Below are 15,410 nucleotides of genomic sequence, written 5' to 3'. Positions count from 1 at the left end.
TGGTCCGGGGTTATCCACTTGCGGAGACCGGATACTCCAAAGGTGCTGGCGCAGCCGGAAGAGTCGAAGCCACCGGAGAAACCTCCGGCCCTCGTGAAAGGAAATATCGTGAACTCGCCAACCACCACACGCAGCGCGCACCGTGACCAGCAGGATAACTCCCAGGCCCGGAACAAGCAGGGCAAGCTGCGCCTGCGAAGCCACCTGACCGGAGGCGAAGCGGGGATGGCCACCGCGGAGTACGCCATTGCCACCCTCGCAGCCGTGGGACTGGCCGGCCTGCTGGTAGTGCTCCTTCGGAGCGATGAGGTCCGCGGCTTCCTCCTCAACCTGATCCGGACGGCGCTCTCCCTGCCATGAGCGAGGAACCACCCCTGGGGGCCGTGAGTGCCGGCCCCGTTCGCGGGAGGCAAGCAGGAGCGAACAGGCCGTCTGCCGCGGATCGCGTGGTGGGAGCCAGCCCCGTTTCCGGGAGGCAGGCCGGAGCGATCACCGCCGAGTTCGCTGTGGCTCTCCCGGCGGTGGTCCTGCTCTTGGCGTTCCTGCTGGCGGGCGGGGCTGCGGGGCTGACGCAGTTGCGCTTGGAGGAGGCAGCCCGGGCAGGGGCCCGTGCCTTGGCCCGGGGCGAGTCCACCACCACCGTGACAGGAATCGTGCAGCGCAGCGCGGGGGAGGGCACCGCCGTCGGGATCGCCAGCGATGGTGGTTGGGTGCGCGTAGACGCCTCGGCACGAGTAGGCGGCGCCTTGGGGATACTGATCCCTTGGACCCTGAGCGCTGAGGCGGATGCCCTGCAGGAGTCCTCGGGGACGGAGGTACCAGCGGATGGTTGAGTGCACCATGCGATGCAACACCCGCGATCCCGAAAGGGGTTCCGGGACGGTCCTGGCCCTCGGACTGGTAGCCGTAGCGGTGGCACTTTTCGCGGGGACCTTGTTACTGTCCCAGGCTGCGGTCATGGCATCGAAGGCGGCAACAGCGGCGGATCTGGCCGCGCTCGCAGCAGCAGATGCAGCCCGGGGTCTGGTAGCCGGTGAGCCGTGCAGGGTCGCTGAAGGAGTGGCAGCCCGTAACTACGCCCGGATCACGTCGTGCCAGGTGCTTGCGGGCGACGAGGTTGAGGTGGCTACGGAATCCTCGCAGCCCTTCGCCTTGGGGGTCGCCATGGGCAGAGCCAGGGCGGGCCCTCCACCCTAGGCCGGTCCGGCAGCGTCAGACGGCGTCTTTCAGCAGGACATCGAGGAGCGTGATGGCGGCTGCCTTGTCCAGCGGGTTGTTCTTGTTGCCGCATTTTGGCGACTGGACACAGGACGGGCAGCCGGCGTCGCACTCGCAGGCATCAATGGCTTGGCGCGTGGCGGTTAGCCACACCTTGGCCTTCTCGAATCCCCGCTCGGCGAAGCCGGCGCCTCCGGGGTGCCCGTCGTAGACAAAAATGGTCGGGACACCCGTATCGGCGTGAAGGGCAGTGGAGACACCTCCGATGTCCCAGCGGTCGCTGGAGGCCACCAACGGGAGGAGCCCGATCGCGGCGTGCTCGGCAGCGTGCAAGGCACCCGGGAACTGGGCCTCCACCAGGCCTGCGCCGTGCAGCGAACGATTGTCCACCACAAACCACACTGCCTTGGTGAATAAGTCCCTGGCTCCAAGATCCAACGGTTCTTCGCCGAGGATCTCGTTCGAAATCAAGGCCTTGCGCTGGAAGGAGACCACTTGGGTTGTCACTTTGACATCGCCGAAATGCACCGTGATGTCACCCCACTGGACCGAACGCGATGTTTCCAGCACCTCGATCTGCGTGACGTCCCGCGCGGTGGTGTAGAAGTCGGGGTTGACGCGCCGCACCATCACGCAGTGGTCCTGCTCGTTGAGTTCCTCCACCAGGTAGCTCGAACCTTGATGGACGTAGATCGCCCCGGTGTGCGCTTGGTAGTGCGTTTGCGGCGAGTCCATCGTGCCCAGGAGGGAGCCAGTATCTGCATCCACAATGCTGACCGGTCCGCCGCCGTCGGCCCTGAGATTCACCATGCCGGCAGCACTTTCCGAATGGGTCCAGAACCATCCCGCCGGCCGCTTGCGGAGGTATCCCTGCGCCACGAGCCGGTCGAGGAGGCCCTCCGCGGTGCTGCCAAAGAGCTCAAGTTCTGCGGGGCCGATGGGCAACTCGGCGGCTGCGGCGCACAAATGCGGTCCCAGGACGTACGGGTTGCCGGGGTCGAAGACCGTCGCTTCGACCGATACATCGAAGATCGCCTGTGGGTGGTTCACCAGATAGGTGTCCAGGGGGTCGTCGCTGGCCACGAAGGCTGCGATGGCATCCTGCCCGGCACGGCCCGCACGGCCGATCTGCTGGAACAGCGATGCCCGCGTTCCGGGCCAGCCGGCAACCAGGACCGCGTCCAGCCCGGAAATGTCGATGCCCAGTTCCAAAGCGGAGGTACTCGAGACGCCCAGCAACTGTCCGGAGCGCAAGGCCTGTTCCAGGGCCCTCCGCTCCTCGGGCAGGTAACCGGAGCGGTAGGCGGCAACGCGCCCGGGCAGGGAGGGATCAACGTCGTCCAGCAGCCGTTTGGTGATGGACGCGATGGATTCTGCACCGCGCCGGGACTTGATGAAAGCGATGGTCCGGACCCTCGAGGACACCAGGTTGGCCAGGATATCGGCGGTCTCGGCCACGGCCGTCCTGCGCTGATTGGCTCCGTTCTCGCCCTTGAGGTCGGTGAGGGCCGGTTCCCAGAACGCTACTGTCGTGGATCCATGGGGCGAACAGTCTTCGGATATTTCCCTGGCCGGAGCGCCGATCAGCCGGCCGAACGAGACGCCCGGATCGGAGGCCGTGGCGGACGCCGCGATGAAGACAGGCTCCGGGAAGGAGGAGCCGGCGCCGTAGTATGCACAGATCCGGCGCAGCCTGCGCATCAGGTTGGCAACATGGGAACCGAATACGCCGCGGTAGCTGTGGGCTTCGTCGACGATCACGTAGCGGAGCCGCCGGAAGAACTTGGCCCACCAGGCATGGTTGGGCAGGATCCCGAAGTGGAGCATGTCCGGGTTCGCCAGGATGAAATTGGCGTGGTCGCGGATCCAGCGCCTGGCCGCCATGTCGGTGTCGCCGTCGTAGGTTTCGGCACGAACGGTGGGCAACTTCAGCGCGCGGATGGCGGCGAGCTGATCCGCGGCCAGGGCCTTGGTGGGGGACAGGTACAGGGTCACCGCGCCGTCGTCGTGGATCTTTCCGGGCTCGGACAGCACACGCAGTTCCGAGCGATGGATGGCGTCCAGCGCGGGCAGTTGGTAGGCAAGGGATTTGCCGGAGGCTGTTCCCGTGGCGATCACCACGTGCTGGCCGTCATGGGCGAGGCCGGCCGCCTGGACCTGGTGCCGGTAGGGCTCCTGGATGCCCAGCCCCTGGTACGCGGCCACGATGTCCGGGTGCACCCAGTGCGGCCATGGCTCGTTGACGGCTTTGCGCGCAGGAATGGTGTGGACGTGGCGCAGTTGCTCGGGGTCCGGCGTCCGGCCCAGCAGGGAAATCAACGAGTTTGGTGCAGCCACCAAATCATTCTGTCATTCCGGTGCAAACCGGACGTGGCAGCCCCCGGGAGGGGACCGCCGTCGTTCGCGCTACGGAAGGCTTGCTGTCAGGCAGCGGACAAGTCGGAACCGCCTGTGCTGCCCACGGACATCATGAGGACATGGCACACCACGTCCCAGCCCAGGTGGGAGTACAGCTTTTGCCCGTCCAGTGAGGCGAGCAGGAGTCCGTTTTGGACATCGTGGGCGAAGGCCTGGGCGGCCAGGGCCTTCATGATGAAGCTGCCGAGGCCCCTGCGCTGGAAAGCGGGCTCGGTAACGATCTTGTCGAAAACCGCGGTGCCGTTGACCACGTAGACCCGGCCGCTGGCGGCAACCTGCTCACCGGAATGGACCACGGCGTAGTGGACGCCGTTGGACTCGGAGGTTGCCAATTCCAGATCGTCGTCAGGCAGCCAGGGATCCTCGGCGTCCTGGGTTTCCATGTCAACGATCATCATGGTTTGGGAGGCCGAATTGACGGTGAGGCCGTGCTGTTCGGCGAGGTACTTGTACCGTTGGACGTCGTTGGTGAGGACCGTCAGGATACGGGTGTCGGCCTCGGACGTCTTGGCGGCAAGGGTTGCGAATTCTTCGTCGGAAGGATCGTGGGCGAAATACTCCCAGTCACCGGTCTTGTCGGCGCGGAGTGCGGCGGGGAAACGTCCCTCTTGACGCGATTCATAGCCCCGGCAACCGGACCAGCCGGCCACCCAGACTTCCAAGAGGTGCGCGATGTCTTCAACCAAGGCGTCTGGACTCATGTAGAGAGACTATGCCAGCGCTTCTGGAAGCAACAGAGCACGCAGGCCCCAGCATTCCGTGCTTATGAAATTGTGACGTCGGCGCGCGATTGTAGTACACCAAGTACCCTTTAACGGTGGCTTTGAACCGAATTGTGCTTTTCTACGGCTTTACTCCGATCGCCGATCCTGACGCGGTGCGTCTCTGGCAGCGTGCCCTGTGCGAGAAGCTGGGCCTCACGGGCAGGATCCTCATCTCCAAGGACGGCATCAATGCCACGGTGGGCGGCGAGCTGAACAACATGAAGCAGTACGTCAAGACCACCCGGGAATACAAGGGCTTCCACGGCATCGACTTCAAATGGTCGGAGGGCGGCGCCGACGATTTCCCGCGCCTCAGCGTCAAGGTCCGCGATGAGATTGTGTCCTTCGGTGCGCCCGGCGAGCTGAAGGTGGACGAGCACGGCGTGGTGGGCGGCGGCAAGCACCTGCAGCCCGAGGAACTGCACACCTTGCTGGACACCAAGAAGGCCGACGGCGAGGACGTCGTATTCTTCGACGGGCGCAACGCCTTCGAGGCCCAGATTGGAAAGTTCAAGGACGCAATCGTGCCGGATGTCGCTACCACGCACGATTTCATCAAGGAGTTGGACTCCGGCAAGTACGACGCCCTCAAGGACAAGCCCGTAGTCACCTACTGCACCGGGGGCATCCGTTGCGAAGTCCTTTCCAGCCTGATGGTCAACCGGGGCTTCAAGGAGGTCTACCAGTTGGATGGCGGCATTGTCCGCTACGGCGAGACGTTCAAGGACCAAGGCCTCTGGGAAGGCTCGCTGTATGTGTTCGACAAACGCATGCATGTCGAGTTCAGCGAGGATGCCAAGACCATCGGTGAATGCGTCCGGTGTGCGTCACCGACCAACAAGTTCGAGAACTGCTCCAACCCAAGCTGCCGGACGCTTACGCTCTACTGCGCAGAATGCGCCTCGGACCCGGCAACGCTGCGGTGCCCCGGAGGTTGCGAGGCGGCCTGAGCGCCGGGGTCAGAGCCGGCTGACCCGGTAGGCGAAGTTCGCGTCGGACCTGGCGCCCACCGTGATGTCGAGGATTGCGTCCTTGTCCAGTTGGACCACGCTGACGCGGGCGTTGGTACACCCCAGGGTCAGGTCCACCAGGTCGGATTCGCCCATCCGGACGGTGAAGGTGACCCGCCTTGTGCCCCGGCATGCCAGGGTGACGGCATACGTGCCGCCGGGCAGTTGGACGGTTTGCTCGGTCTTGGATTCGCCGGGACTCAGGTAGCCAGTGCTCGAGTAGAAGGACCGCCCCTGCGATTCGGGCAGCGCCGATTTGGCCCATTCCTCCAAGGCGTCACCGGTGACGGTCTGCTGCAGGGACGGATCGGGAGGGAGCACCACATTGCTGCCCGCCGGCGCCGTGGGCGTGGCCTGCGGAGTACCCCGGTCGTCATAGGTGTACTCGCAGCCCGTCAGGGTGCCACCCAAGCCAAGCAAAAGTACGACGGCGGCACTCGCCAGCCGTCGCGACGTCACCGAGCCAGCCAACGCGCCGCCCATGTTCTGACTTTACGCTTGCGTGGCAGGCCGCCATATAGGGCGGACGCGGGATTTAGCCCGCCGCTGGAACCACTTGGTAAGCGAAGATCAAGGGTGCATCGACGCTGCTGGCCGAGATGCTGAGGTCCGCCGTGGCAGGGACCTTGATCTTGGCCACTTCGCGGCTTCCGTTGCAGGCGGCGCCCGCATCTGCGATCTGCTTTCCGCCGGTGCTGACGGCGAAGAAAGCCTTGCCGCCGCCATCGCACGCCATGGTGAGCGTGTAGGTTCCGGCGGCCACGCTGGGCGAGTCCTTGACAATCGGATCGCGGTTCAGGATCTTTCCCGAGTCCTCCAGGACCACGCCGGTAGCGGCAGGCAGTGCATCCTTCTTCCAGGCGGGAACGTCTGCGTGGGCGATGTCCACTGGCTGCTGGCAAGCCGTGGCGGCCAACAGCGTTGCCGCGGCGACGGCAACAAGACCGGCAGGGCGCCGCGCGGAGGAGAAAATGAGCATGATTCAACGCTACCGGGTTCCGGGGCCCGGCTTTTCCACATAGGCCATCCTGTCCGGAGCCCAGGTTGAAACAGCGCCAATAGACTTGCTGGGTGAACCAAACCCCAACAGCTTTTACTTCCGGTGCCACTGCCGACGCTCCCCGCAGCGACCGTCCCGGCCTTCTCGCGGCGTTGGCAGCCAACCTTCGCGCCATCCGGTACACAGTGGATGGCGTCGCGGATTTCCTGGGTGAATCCGCCTATGCGGCGCTCGGCAGGGACCAACTCATTCCGGCACTCCTGGTCACGGAACGGCACACGGGGGCCGGGCAACCAGGGGCATCAGCCTTGTCGGTGATCGTCCGGCTGTGGCTCCTCGCGGTTCCGCAGGCTGCCAGTGACGTGGACGCTGCGCTGCCGGATGTGGGGGCGCGTGGCCTTGCCGAGCTCGGGCTGGTGACTCTTGACGGCGAAGCCGTGGCTGCGAAGGCGGATCTTCGGCCTTACGGCTGGGACGCCAACGCAGATGGAACCGGGGGAGCCGAACTCTGGGTGGCCAGTGATCTCGCCGCCCACCAGCAGCCGGGTGTCCTGAGGCACGACCATGTGCTCGGGATCGGCCAGGCGTCCACCACGCTGGTCCAAACAACCATCCGCCACCACACCAAGCGTGCCTTGGACTTGGGTACCGGGTGTGGAATCCAGACCTTCCACCTGCTGCATCATTGTGAGCACGTGACGGCCACGGACATCTCCGAACGTGCTCTTGCCTTCACTCGTTTCAACCTGCTGCTCAACGCGTCCGAACTCGGGCTGGACCCCGCGGACCTGGAAGCCCGAGTGAGCCTGAGGCTTGGCTCGTTGCTGGAGCCGGTCGCGGGGGAAACGTTTGGACTGGTGGTGTCCAACCCGCCGTTCGTGATTACGCCGCGGAGCAGCGGCGAGTCCGCTGCCGATCAGTTCACGTATCGCGATGGCGGACTCCCGGGCGATGACATTGTCTCCTCGCTGGTGACGTCGTTGGCCACTGTCCTGGAACCGGGTGGAACGGCGCAGATGCTGGGAAACTGGGAGATTGCCTCGGGTTCGGAGTGGCAGGACCGGCCTACCTCCTGGCTTGAAGGCTCTGGCCTGGACGTGTGGTTCATCCAGCGTGAGCAGGTGGGGCCGGAGCAGTACGCCGAGACCTGGCTCCAGGATGCTTCCGAGGGCAGGGACCGCGCCCATTACCAGGACGCGTATGCCGCCTACCTTGACGACTTCGCGTCCAGGGGCGTTGAAGGCATTGGCTTCGGCATGATCTGGCTGCGGCGTCCTTCAGGCGGCGAGGAAGTCCTGAAGAGGTTCGAGGAAATCATCTACCCCGTTGAGCAGCCGATCGGTCCGCACCTCGGTGCTGCCGTGGATCGGGCCGATTGGGTTGCCCGCAACAACCTCGCGGAAGCCCACTTGCTTGTCGCCGACGATGTCACGGAGGAACGGCACCAGCGCCCGGGAGCCGAGCACCCCGGCGTGATTCTGCTCAGGCAGGGCGCAGGCCTTCGCCGGACCAACCTGCTCAGCGCGGAATTGGCCGGCTTCGTGTCCACGTGCGATGGCGAACTGTCCGTGGGTCAGATCATCACGGCACTTGAAGTGCTCTTGGGCGGGGGAGCGGACTTTGATGCGGATGCGTTCCGTGAAGGGCTGTTCAACGACGTCCGGAACCTGGTCCGGGACGGATTCCTGCTCCCGGACGGCCAGGTGCCTGGCCAAGAGGTGCCTGGCCATGAGGTGCCCGGCCATGAGGTGCCCGCATGATGGCGGCGTACACGCCGCGCTCCACCAGCACCAGCCCTCCAGCAAGTGACCCTGATTACACTGATGAAGTGAGTGTGAACAACGAGGCATCCGAGGCAGAAGGCGGAGTTCCGCGTCGCAAGAGGGCCGAGAAGACGGTGGAAATCACCGATCCCAAGGCTATCCGCGCCCTGGCCCACGCGGCCCGGCTTGAAGTCATTTCGGAACTCTATGCCACGCAGGTGAGCCACACCGCCACCGAACTGGCCGCCCGGACGGGACTGACCCCCAGTGCCATGAGCTACCACCTCCGTGCCCTCCAGAAATGGGGGATCGTGGCTCCCGCGGAGAACGCCGGCGACGCCAGGGAGCGTCGCTGGAAAGCCGCCGGAACGGACTTCACCATCTCGGGCGGCAGCGTGGCCAGCCCCGAGATCGCCGTCGTGGACCTGGAGCTGGACGCCTTCCGGCGCAGGGCTTCCGCGTTCGCCAAAGCCAGGGGTGAACGGAGGCAGCGCGGAGACACTGCGGAGGAGCCGGCGGCGGTGGTCCTGGCCAGCAACCTGCTGTACCTGACCAATCCTCAGCGCAGGGAACTCTCCGACAGGATCCGTGAGGTCATCAGGGAGTACGAATTGGAGGATCCCACCCGGATTCCAGACGGTGCGGAGCGCGTGGCCACGCTGTGGTCGATGATCCCGGACGACCGTCTGGCGCCCGGCCAATAGCCGTCCCGAACAGGCCCGGGTTCCCGGCCAAAAACGCAGAATTCTGCAATTTATGGTGAACTAGGCCAATATGGGCACCAGCCCAATGACACATTTTTTCTGTAGGAGCACCGTGCCCAGCAAGGCAAAAACCGGCAAGAAACTCGTGATCGTGGAGTCTCCGGCCAAGAGTAAGACCATCGCCAAATACCTGGGCGAGGGCTTCATCGTCGAGGCTTCGATCGGCCATATCCGGGACCTCCCGCAGCCGTCGGACCTCCCTGCAGAACTGAAGAAGACGTCGCTCGGCAAGTTCGCGGTCGATGTCGAGAACGACTTCAAGCCTTACTACGTTGTCTCGCCGGACAAGAAGAAAAAGGTTGCCGAGCTCAAGGCCCAGCTGAAAGACGCTGACGCGCTTTACCTCGCAACCGATGGGGACCGCGAAGGCGAAGCCATCGCGTGGCACCTCCTCGAGGTCCTGAAGCCCAAAGTCCCCGTGTACCGCATGACCTTCGGTGAAATCACCAAGGAAGCCATCCACCGGGCCATGGACAACCTCCGCGACGTGGACACCGCCCTGGTGGATGCCCAGGAAACGCGCCGTATCCTGGACCGCCTGTACGGCTACGAAATTTCTCCCGTCCTGTGGCGGAAGGTGGCCCGTGGGCTTTCTGCAGGCCGCGTGCAGTCCGTGGTCACCCGCATGGTGGTTGACCGCGAACGGGAGCGCATGGCTTTCCGTGCAGCCTCCTACTGGGATCTCACGGGCCAGTTCGGCGCGGACTCGGGTTCCTTCAAAGCCAAGCTCGCCGCCGTGGACGGTTCCAAGGTGGCCACGGGCCGCGACTTCAACGACAACGGTGAGCTCACTTCGTCCAACGTGGTGCACCTCAATGAGGAACTTGCCACGTCCTTGGCTGCCGGGCTGGAGAACGCCGATTTCCGCGTTCGCTCGGTGGATACCAAGCCGTACACCCGGCGTCCGGCCGCGCCGTTCACTACGTCCACGCTGCAGCAGGAAGCCGGCCGCAAGCTCCGTTTCTCTTCGAAGAGCACCATGCAGGTGGCACAGCGCCTGTACGAGAACGGTTACATCACCTATATGCGTACCGACTCGTCGGCCTTGAGCGATGAGGCTGTTACGGCTGCACGCCGCCAGGCTGCCGAGCTCTACGGCCCCGAGTACGTTCCGCAGGGTCCGCGCGTCTACGCCAACAAGGCCGCGAATGCCCAGGAAGCGCACGAGGCCATTCGTCCCGCAGGCGACTCTTTCCGCACTCCCGCGCAGGTAGCGCAGCAGCTGAGCGGTGACGAGTTCCGCCTGTACGAGCTCATTTGGAAGCGCACGGTCGCTTCGCAGATGGCCGATGCCAAGGGTTCCACTGCCACCATCCGCCTGGGTGCCGTGGCAGCGGACGGCCGGGACGCTGAGTTCTCAGCATCCGGTACTGTCATCACCTTCCCTGGCTTCCTGGCTGCGTACGAGGAAGGCAAGGACGCCAGCCGCGAAGATGACGACTCGGACGAGGCCCGCCGCCTCCCCAACGTTGCCAAGGACGATTCCCTGACGGCTTCGGACATTGTTGCTGTTGGCCACGAAACCTCCCCGCCGCCGCGCTACACGGAAGCCTCCCTCACGGCTGAACTGGAAAAGAAGGGGATCGGCCGCCCGTCCACGTACGCGTCCACCATTTCCACCATCCAGGACCGTGGCTATGTGCGGAAGCAAGGCTCGGCGCTGGTCCCCAGCTGGATCGCATTTTCCGTGATCCGCCTGCTGGAGCAGCACTTCACGGACTACGTCGACTACGAGTTCACGGCTGACATGGAAGGCGACCTGGACAAGATCGCCAACGGCCAGGCCATTGGTGCCGCGTGGCTCAAGCACTTCTATTACGGTGAAGACGCTGATCCCGGGTTGTTGAGCATCGTGAACAACCTGGGTGAGATCGACGCCCGCGAGATCAACTCCGTGCCGATCGCTGACGGCATCACGCTGCGCGTGGGCAAATTCGGTCCGTACCTGGAAAGCACCATTCCCACGGTGGACCAGAAGACCGGCGAGGTTGTTGAGTCCGCCCGTGCCAACGTCCCCGAGGAACTTGCTCCCGATGAGCTGACGGCGGCCAAGGCCATCGAGCTCATGGAAACAGCCGCGCCGGAGGAACGCGTCCTTGGTGCCGACCCGCACACCGGTCACACGGTGGTGGCCAAAAATGGCCGCTACGGCGCCTACGTCACCGAGATCATCCCTGAGCTGACCGAGGAACAACTGGCCAACCTGCCGGTGGAGTATTACAAGAACGGCAAGCCCAAGCCGCCGAAGAAGCCCGTGAAGGCCAAACCTCGCACGGGTTCGCTCTTCAAGTCCATGACCGTTGACACGGTCACCCTGGACGAGGCCCTGCAGCTCATGAGCCTTCCCCGTGTCCTGGGCGAGGACGCCGAGGGGAACCCCATCACGGTGCAGAACGGCCGCTTCGGTCCGTACTTGAAGAAGGGCACGGATTCGCGTTCCATCGGCTCCGAAGAGGAAATCTTCACCATCACGCTGGAACAGGCCTTGGAGATTTACTCGCAGCCCAAGCAACGGGGTGCCCGTGCTGCCGTGCCGCCGCTGGCTGAATTCGGTCCGGACCCGGTCTCCGAGAAGAACATCGTGGTGAAGGAAGGCCGCTTCGGCCCGTACATCACCGATGGCGTCACCAACATTACGGTGCCGCGGTCCACGTCCCTCGAAGAGCTCACCAGGGAACGTGCCATCGAGCTCCTCGCTGAAAAGCGTGCGAAGGGCCCGGTCAAGCGGACCACCACCCGGAAAGCTCCGGCACGGAAGGCTGCGGCCAAGAAGTAACCCAGGTACATCTGCCTGCCGGGACTTGCCGCGAATTGCGTCCCGGCAGGCATCATGGTCGAGTAGAAGCATGACTGAACAGACAGTTTCACCCGACAACGCCCCCTTGAACGATCTGGAAGCCAAGCTTGCCCTGGCCGAAAAGCCGGACGCCAACCCGGTGGACGTCATCCTGGCTTTCCTGAACAACGAGGTGTACCTCGTCAGCTCGGAATCCGTGGACGGCCCTGACTCGTCGGTGGAGCCGCTGGTCCTCTCCAACGCGGACGGACAGCCTGTCCTGGCAGTCTTCAGCCACCCCAGCCGCGTCGACGCACGCTTCCTGGAAGCGGCACCGCATGTCCTGGGCACCTTGGGGTCGGCCATCCTTGGCAACATTGGCGATGAGCTCGGCCTGGTCATCAACCCGGGAAGCGAGCACGGCTTCGAAATCGATCCCGAGGGAATCGCCAACATCCGCCGGGACTTCAAGCGCGCTGACGAAGTGGACGGTTCCGCGGACCAGTAGGCAACGGGACCATAGGACACCGCCCCGTCAGCGAAACGTCGCCGCGAAGTTGCTTCACGGGGTTCGAATCGGTGAATAATGGCAGAATGCGTCTTGGCGTTCTCGACATCGGTTCCAACACCGTCCACCTGCTGCTCGTGGACGCCCATCCCGGCGCGCGTCCAGTAGCTTTCGCATCCCACAAGCGCCCGTTGAGCCTGGTCCAGTACCTCGACGAAGACGGCAACATCAACGATGCCGGGCAGCATGAACTGGTGGAGTTCGTCCTTGAAGCGTGGGAGTTCGCCGCGCGCCACAAAGCGGAAGACCTGCTGGCTTTCTGTACGTCGGCCATCCGCGAGGCCACCAACGGGGCCGAGGTCCTGGCCAGGGTAAAGCACGAGACCACCGTGACCCTGCAGGAACTGACCGGCAGCGAAGAAGCGTCCATGACCTTCTTCGCGGTCCGCCGTTGGTATGGGTGGGGCGCAGGTCCCATCCTGGACCTGGACATCGGCGGTGGCTCCTTCGAAATGGCCTACGGCACGGATGAACTGCCGGAATTCGCCACGTCGGTTCCTCTGGGCGCCAGCCGCCTCACCAGGGACTGGCTCCATGAGGACCCACCGACGGCCAAGAGCGTGAAGGAACTCCGCCGCTACATCCGCTCTACGCTCAAGCCGGTGGTCCGCGAGTTCCATCAATTGGGCAGGGCCAACCTGGTGGCCGGCACGTCCAAGACCTTCAGGTCGCTGGCCCGCATTGCCGGAGCCGCTCCGAGCGCTGCGGGGCCCTACGTGAAGCGTGAACTCCATGCCGCGGATCTTGGTTTGTGGGCCCAGCGGATTTCCGCGATGACCGTTGCTGACCGCCTCTACCTGCCCGGCGTTTCGGACGCACGTGCCCGCCAGCTCCTGGCCGGCGCATTGGTGGCGGAGGCGGCCCTGGAACTGTTCGAGTTCCCCAAGATGGAGATTTGTCCTTGGGCCCTCCGTGAAGGCCTGATCCTGCGCCGCCTCGACCAACTGGTCTTCGAGGAAGCCCTGGACCCGGCACCGCACGTTGGCAAGCGCAAGAAGGACAAGTCCAAGAAAAAGGCCAAAGAGGACGGGAAAGATCACGAGGACCACCCCATCAAGGAATTCCCGGTCCCGGTGAACGATCCCGCCCCAGCACCCATCCCAGCCCCCGCAGCAGGCGGGCTGGCCTCCTGAGATGAGTACCGACGTCGAACCTGTTGCCAACAACCGCCAGATACCGGTGGCGCTGTCCAGCGCATCGGTCTATCCGCTGAGCGTCCATGACGCGTTCGCCGTCGCGCAGGACCTGGGCTACGAAGGCGTGGAGGTCATGGTGACCAACAACGCCGTCAGCCAGAATCCGGATGCCCTCGTTCAGTTGAGCCATCGGTACAAGCAGCCGATCGTCTCGATCCATGCGCCTACCTTGCTCCTGACACAGCAGGTGTGGGGTTCAGCGTGGAACAAGATCGAGCGGTCCTGCCAGATGGCCAAGGAAGTCGGCTGCGACACCGTTGTGGTGCACCCGCCGTTCCGGTGGCAGTCGAATTACGCCGAGAACTTCGCCGAGGGCGTCCGCGAGATTGCGGCCATGTACCAAGTGCATATTGCCGTGGAGAACATGTATCCGTGGCGTGTTCGCGGACGTGAGGCCGTGGCTTACCTGCCGCATTGGGACCCGTTGGGACAGGATTACGACGACGTCACGTGGGATTTCTCGCACGCCGCAACTGCCGGGGCCAACAGTCTGGAAGCGGTCCAGGCCTTGGGCAGCAAGCTCCGGCACGTGCACCTGACGGATGGTTCGGGTTCCGGGAAGGACGAGCACCTGGTGCCCGGAACCGGTACCCAGCAGTGCGCCGACGTCCTCCAGCACTTGGCGTCCAACGGCTTCGACGGTGTGGTGGTGGCCGAGATCTCCACCCGCAAGGCGAAAGTTGCCGGGGAACGCGAGGAAATGCTTGCCGAGACATTGCGCTTTGCGCGGCAGCATCTGAGTGTTCCGCTGGTCCGGAGCCTGGACAACTAGCGAACAAGAACACGGAAAGCCCGGGCCGAATGGCCCGGGCTTTTGCACGTCCGTAGTGCCAGGACTGTTAAAAGCGAAAGCACCGGCGGCCGAATCGGGAAATGGGGGAAAACCCGCCCCGGCCACCGGTGCTGCTGGCGGACATCCCCATGCCCGCCTCATCACTCGCACCCTCAATGAGGTAACTACTAAGTTACGGACCAACAATGGGCGCCGCCTGCAATAACCTTGTGAACTAGCTGGGAATCCTGGGCCGGTGCGGCCCGGACCCACGTAAGCGTTCGACCCGCCCAAGGGCCAACTGCCATGATGGAGCCATGAGCAACCGAATCGCATTCCTTGGCTGTGGATCCATGAACGAGGCAATTCTAGGCGGCCTTCTTGCCGCGGGTGCCGACCCGTCCGATGTTGTGGCCACGGTGCGCCGTGCAGAGCGGGCGGAGGAACTGGCCCAGCGCCACGGTGTCATGGCGATCGCCGGCGAAGAGGACCCGGACAACAACAAGCTGGCCACCAAGGGCGCGGGAATGGTGATCCTGGGCGTCAAGCCGGTGGGCATCACGGACCTGGCCCGGGAGATCAGTCCCGCACTGGGCAAGGACACCATCGTGGTCAGCGTTGCCGCCGCCGTCTCAATCGCCCAGCTCGAGGCTGCGCTCCCGGAGGGGCAGCCGGTGATCCGCACCATGCCCAACACGCCCGCCAAGCTGGGCCGCGGGGTGGTTTCCGTATCGCCGGGTACGCACTGCAGCCCTGAGCAGCTCCAGCAGGCCAAGACGGCGCTGGCGGGTGCCGGCACTGTTGTGGAGGTGCCCGAGGAGCAAGTGGACGCCCTGTCCGCGATCAGCGGCTCCGGACCGGCGTATGCGTTCTACCTTGCGGAGGCCATGGCCGCTGCCGGCGTCGAACTCGGGTTGGACGAAGAGCTCTCGCTCATGCTGGCGCGCGAAACAGTGGCCGGTGCGGGCTTCATGCTCGCCGAGCCCGGCGCGAACCCCACAGACCTGCGCGTGGCGGTGACCAGCCCCAACGGCACCACCGAGCGCGCCATCGCGGCCTTCAACGACGGCGGGATCCCCAGGATCATCGCCGACGGCGCCCGCGCAGCAGCTGCGAGGGCAGCGGAGATCACCAAGCAACTCGGCTAGGCGCCAAGCAGGC

General features: G+C 64.6%; 14 protein-coding genes and 1 pseudogene. 11 read left to right on the top strand and 4 right to left on the bottom strand.

What is annotated here, in order from left to right; all coding sequences use genetic code 11:
* Positions 1 to 195 precede the first annotated feature (195 nt).
* The 3 genes and pseudogenes from ACH488_RS16505 to ACH488_RS16495 all read left to right on the top strand — a co-directional run.
* A pseudogene (locus ACH488_RS16505) lies at positions 196 to 360 on the top strand (DUF4244 domain-containing protein); the annotation flags it as partial.
* On the top strand, positions 357 to 833 hold the full coding sequence (locus tag ACH488_RS16500) for a TadE family type IV pilus minor pilin (protein ID WP_397325641.1): 477 nt from the start codon (positions 357 to 359) through the stop codon (positions 831 to 833). The pseudogene ACH488_RS16505 and the gene ACH488_RS16500, both read left to right, overlap by 4 nt.
* Positions 826 to 1,197, top strand: coding sequence for an Rv3654c family TadE-like protein (locus ACH488_RS16495; RefSeq protein ID WP_397325640.1), 372 nt, complete (start codon positions 826 to 828; stop codon positions 1,195 to 1,197). Before ACH488_RS16500 ends, ACH488_RS16495 begins: the two co-directional genes overlap by 8 nt.
* 15 nt (positions 1,198 to 1,212) lie before the next feature.
* Here ACH488_RS16495 and ACH488_RS16490 read toward each other — a convergent pair whose 3' ends face one another.
* Both ACH488_RS16490 and ACH488_RS16485 read right to left on the bottom strand, forming a co-directional pair.
* Complete coding sequence (locus ACH488_RS16490; protein WP_397325639.1) at positions 1,213 to 3,555, bottom strand: DEAD/DEAH box helicase; 2,343 nt, start codon at positions 3,553 to 3,555, stop codon at positions 1,213 to 1,215.
* 86 nt (positions 3,556 to 3,641) lie between these two features.
* Positions 3,642 to 4,337: a GNAT family N-acetyltransferase gene (locus ACH488_RS16485; protein ID WP_397325638.1), complete on the bottom strand. Its 696-nt coding sequence runs from the start codon at positions 4,335 to 4,337 to the stop codon at positions 3,642 to 3,644.
* Positions 4,338 to 4,453: 116 nt separating this feature from the next.
* Here ACH488_RS16485 and ACH488_RS16480 point away from each other — a divergent pair, with 116 nt between their 5' ends.
* Entirely contained in the window at positions 4,454 to 5,350 is an 897-nt protein-coding gene (locus tag ACH488_RS16480; protein ID WP_397325637.1) for a rhodanese-related sulfurtransferase, read from the top strand.
* 9 nt (positions 5,351 to 5,359) lie between these two features.
* Here the strand turns inward: ACH488_RS16480 and ACH488_RS16475 are convergent, their stop codons facing one another.
* Together ACH488_RS16475 and ACH488_RS16470 are read right to left on the bottom strand one after the other, a co-directional pair.
* Entirely contained in the window at positions 5,360 to 5,893 is a 534-nt protein-coding gene (locus tag ACH488_RS16475; RefSeq protein WP_397325636.1) for a hypothetical protein, read from the bottom strand.
* Between the two features lie 52 nt (positions 5,894 to 5,945).
* A complete protein-coding gene (locus ACH488_RS16470; protein ID WP_397325635.1) occupies positions 5,946 to 6,389 on the bottom strand; it encodes a hypothetical protein in 444 nt (147 codons plus the stop codon).
* A gap of 92 nt (positions 6,390 to 6,481) precedes the next feature.
* Between ACH488_RS16470 and ACH488_RS16465 the strand changes: the two genes are divergently transcribed.
* From ACH488_RS16465 to proC, 7 genes are all read left to right on the top strand, one after another.
* A complete protein-coding gene (locus tag ACH488_RS16465) occupies positions 6,482 to 8,170 on the top strand; it encodes a methyltransferase (protein WP_397325634.1) in 1,689 nt (562 codons plus the stop codon).
* Positions 8,170 to 8,877, top strand: coding sequence for an ArsR/SmtB family transcription factor (locus tag ACH488_RS16460; RefSeq protein ID WP_397325660.1), 708 nt, complete (start codon positions 8,170 to 8,172; stop codon positions 8,875 to 8,877). The genes ACH488_RS16465 and ACH488_RS16460 overlap by 1 nt, the downstream gene beginning before the upstream one ends.
* A 112-nt stretch (positions 8,878 to 8,989) precedes the next feature.
* Positions 8,990 to 11,713, top strand: coding sequence for a type I DNA topoisomerase (gene topA, locus ACH488_RS16455; protein WP_397325633.1), 2,724 nt, complete (start codon positions 8,990 to 8,992; stop codon positions 11,711 to 11,713).
* 70 nt (positions 11,714 to 11,783) lie between these two features.
* Positions 11,784 to 12,221, top strand: coding sequence for an SseB family protein (locus tag ACH488_RS16450; RefSeq protein WP_397325632.1), 438 nt, complete (start codon positions 11,784 to 11,786; stop codon positions 12,219 to 12,221).
* Positions 12,222 to 12,307: 86 nt separating this feature from the next.
* A complete protein-coding gene (locus ACH488_RS16445; RefSeq protein WP_397325631.1) occupies positions 12,308 to 13,414 on the top strand; it encodes a Ppx/GppA phosphatase family protein in 1,107 nt (368 codons plus the stop codon).
* Between the two features lies 1 nt (position 13,415).
* Positions 13,416 to 14,249, top strand: coding sequence for a sugar phosphate isomerase/epimerase family protein (locus ACH488_RS16440; RefSeq protein WP_397325630.1), 834 nt, complete (start codon positions 13,416 to 13,418; stop codon positions 14,247 to 14,249).
* A 317-nt stretch (positions 14,250 to 14,566) separates the two neighbouring features.
* A complete protein-coding gene (gene proC / locus ACH488_RS16435) occupies positions 14,567 to 15,397 on the top strand; it encodes a pyrroline-5-carboxylate reductase (protein WP_397325629.1) in 831 nt (276 codons plus the stop codon).
* Positions 15,398 to 15,410 lie beyond the last annotated feature (13 nt).

It is taken from the genome of Paenarthrobacter sp. NPDC018779, assembly GCF_044391085.1.
GTDB lineage: Bacteria > Actinomycetota > Actinomycetes > Actinomycetales > Micrococcaceae > Arthrobacter.
This window is presented reverse-complemented; position numbering and strand designations above follow the sequence as displayed.

Bases quoted from the DNA above. Each gene is read 5' to 3' on its own strand.
- ACH488_RS16500 (WP_397325641.1), top strand. From the start codon at position 357: ATGAGCGAGGAACCACCCCTGGGGGCCGTGAGTGCCGGCCCCGTTCGC.
- ACH488_RS16495 (WP_397325640.1), top strand. From the start codon at position 826: ATGGTTGAGTGCACCATGCGATGCAACACCCGCGATCCCGAAAGGGGT.
- ACH488_RS16485 (WP_397325638.1), bottom strand. From the start codon at position 4,337: ATGAGTCCAGACGCCTTGGTTGAAGACATCGCGCACCTCTTGGAAGTC.
- ACH488_RS16475 (WP_397325636.1), bottom strand. From the start codon at position 5,893: ATGGGCGGCGCGTTGGCTGGCTCGGTGACGTCGCGACGGCTGGCGAGT.
- ACH488_RS16470 (WP_397325635.1), bottom strand. From the start codon at position 6,389: ATGCTCATTTTCTCCTCCGCGCGGCGCCCTGCCGGTCTTGTTGCCGTC.
- ACH488_RS16460 (WP_397325660.1), top strand. From the start codon at position 8,170: ATGGCGGCGTACACGCCGCGCTCCACCAGCACCAGCCCTCCAGCAAGT.
- ACH488_RS16450 (WP_397325632.1), top strand. From the start codon at position 11,784: ATGACTGAACAGACAGTTTCACCCGACAACGCCCCCTTGAACGATCTG.
- ACH488_RS16445 (WP_397325631.1), top strand. From the start codon at position 12,308: ATGCGTCTTGGCGTTCTCGACATCGGTTCCAACACCGTCCACCTGCTG.
- ACH488_RS16440 (WP_397325630.1), top strand. From the start codon at position 13,416: ATGAGTACCGACGTCGAACCTGTTGCCAACAACCGCCAGATACCGGTG.
- proC (WP_397325629.1), top strand. From the start codon at position 14,567: ATGAGCAACCGAATCGCATTCCTTGGCTGTGGATCCATGAACGAGGCA.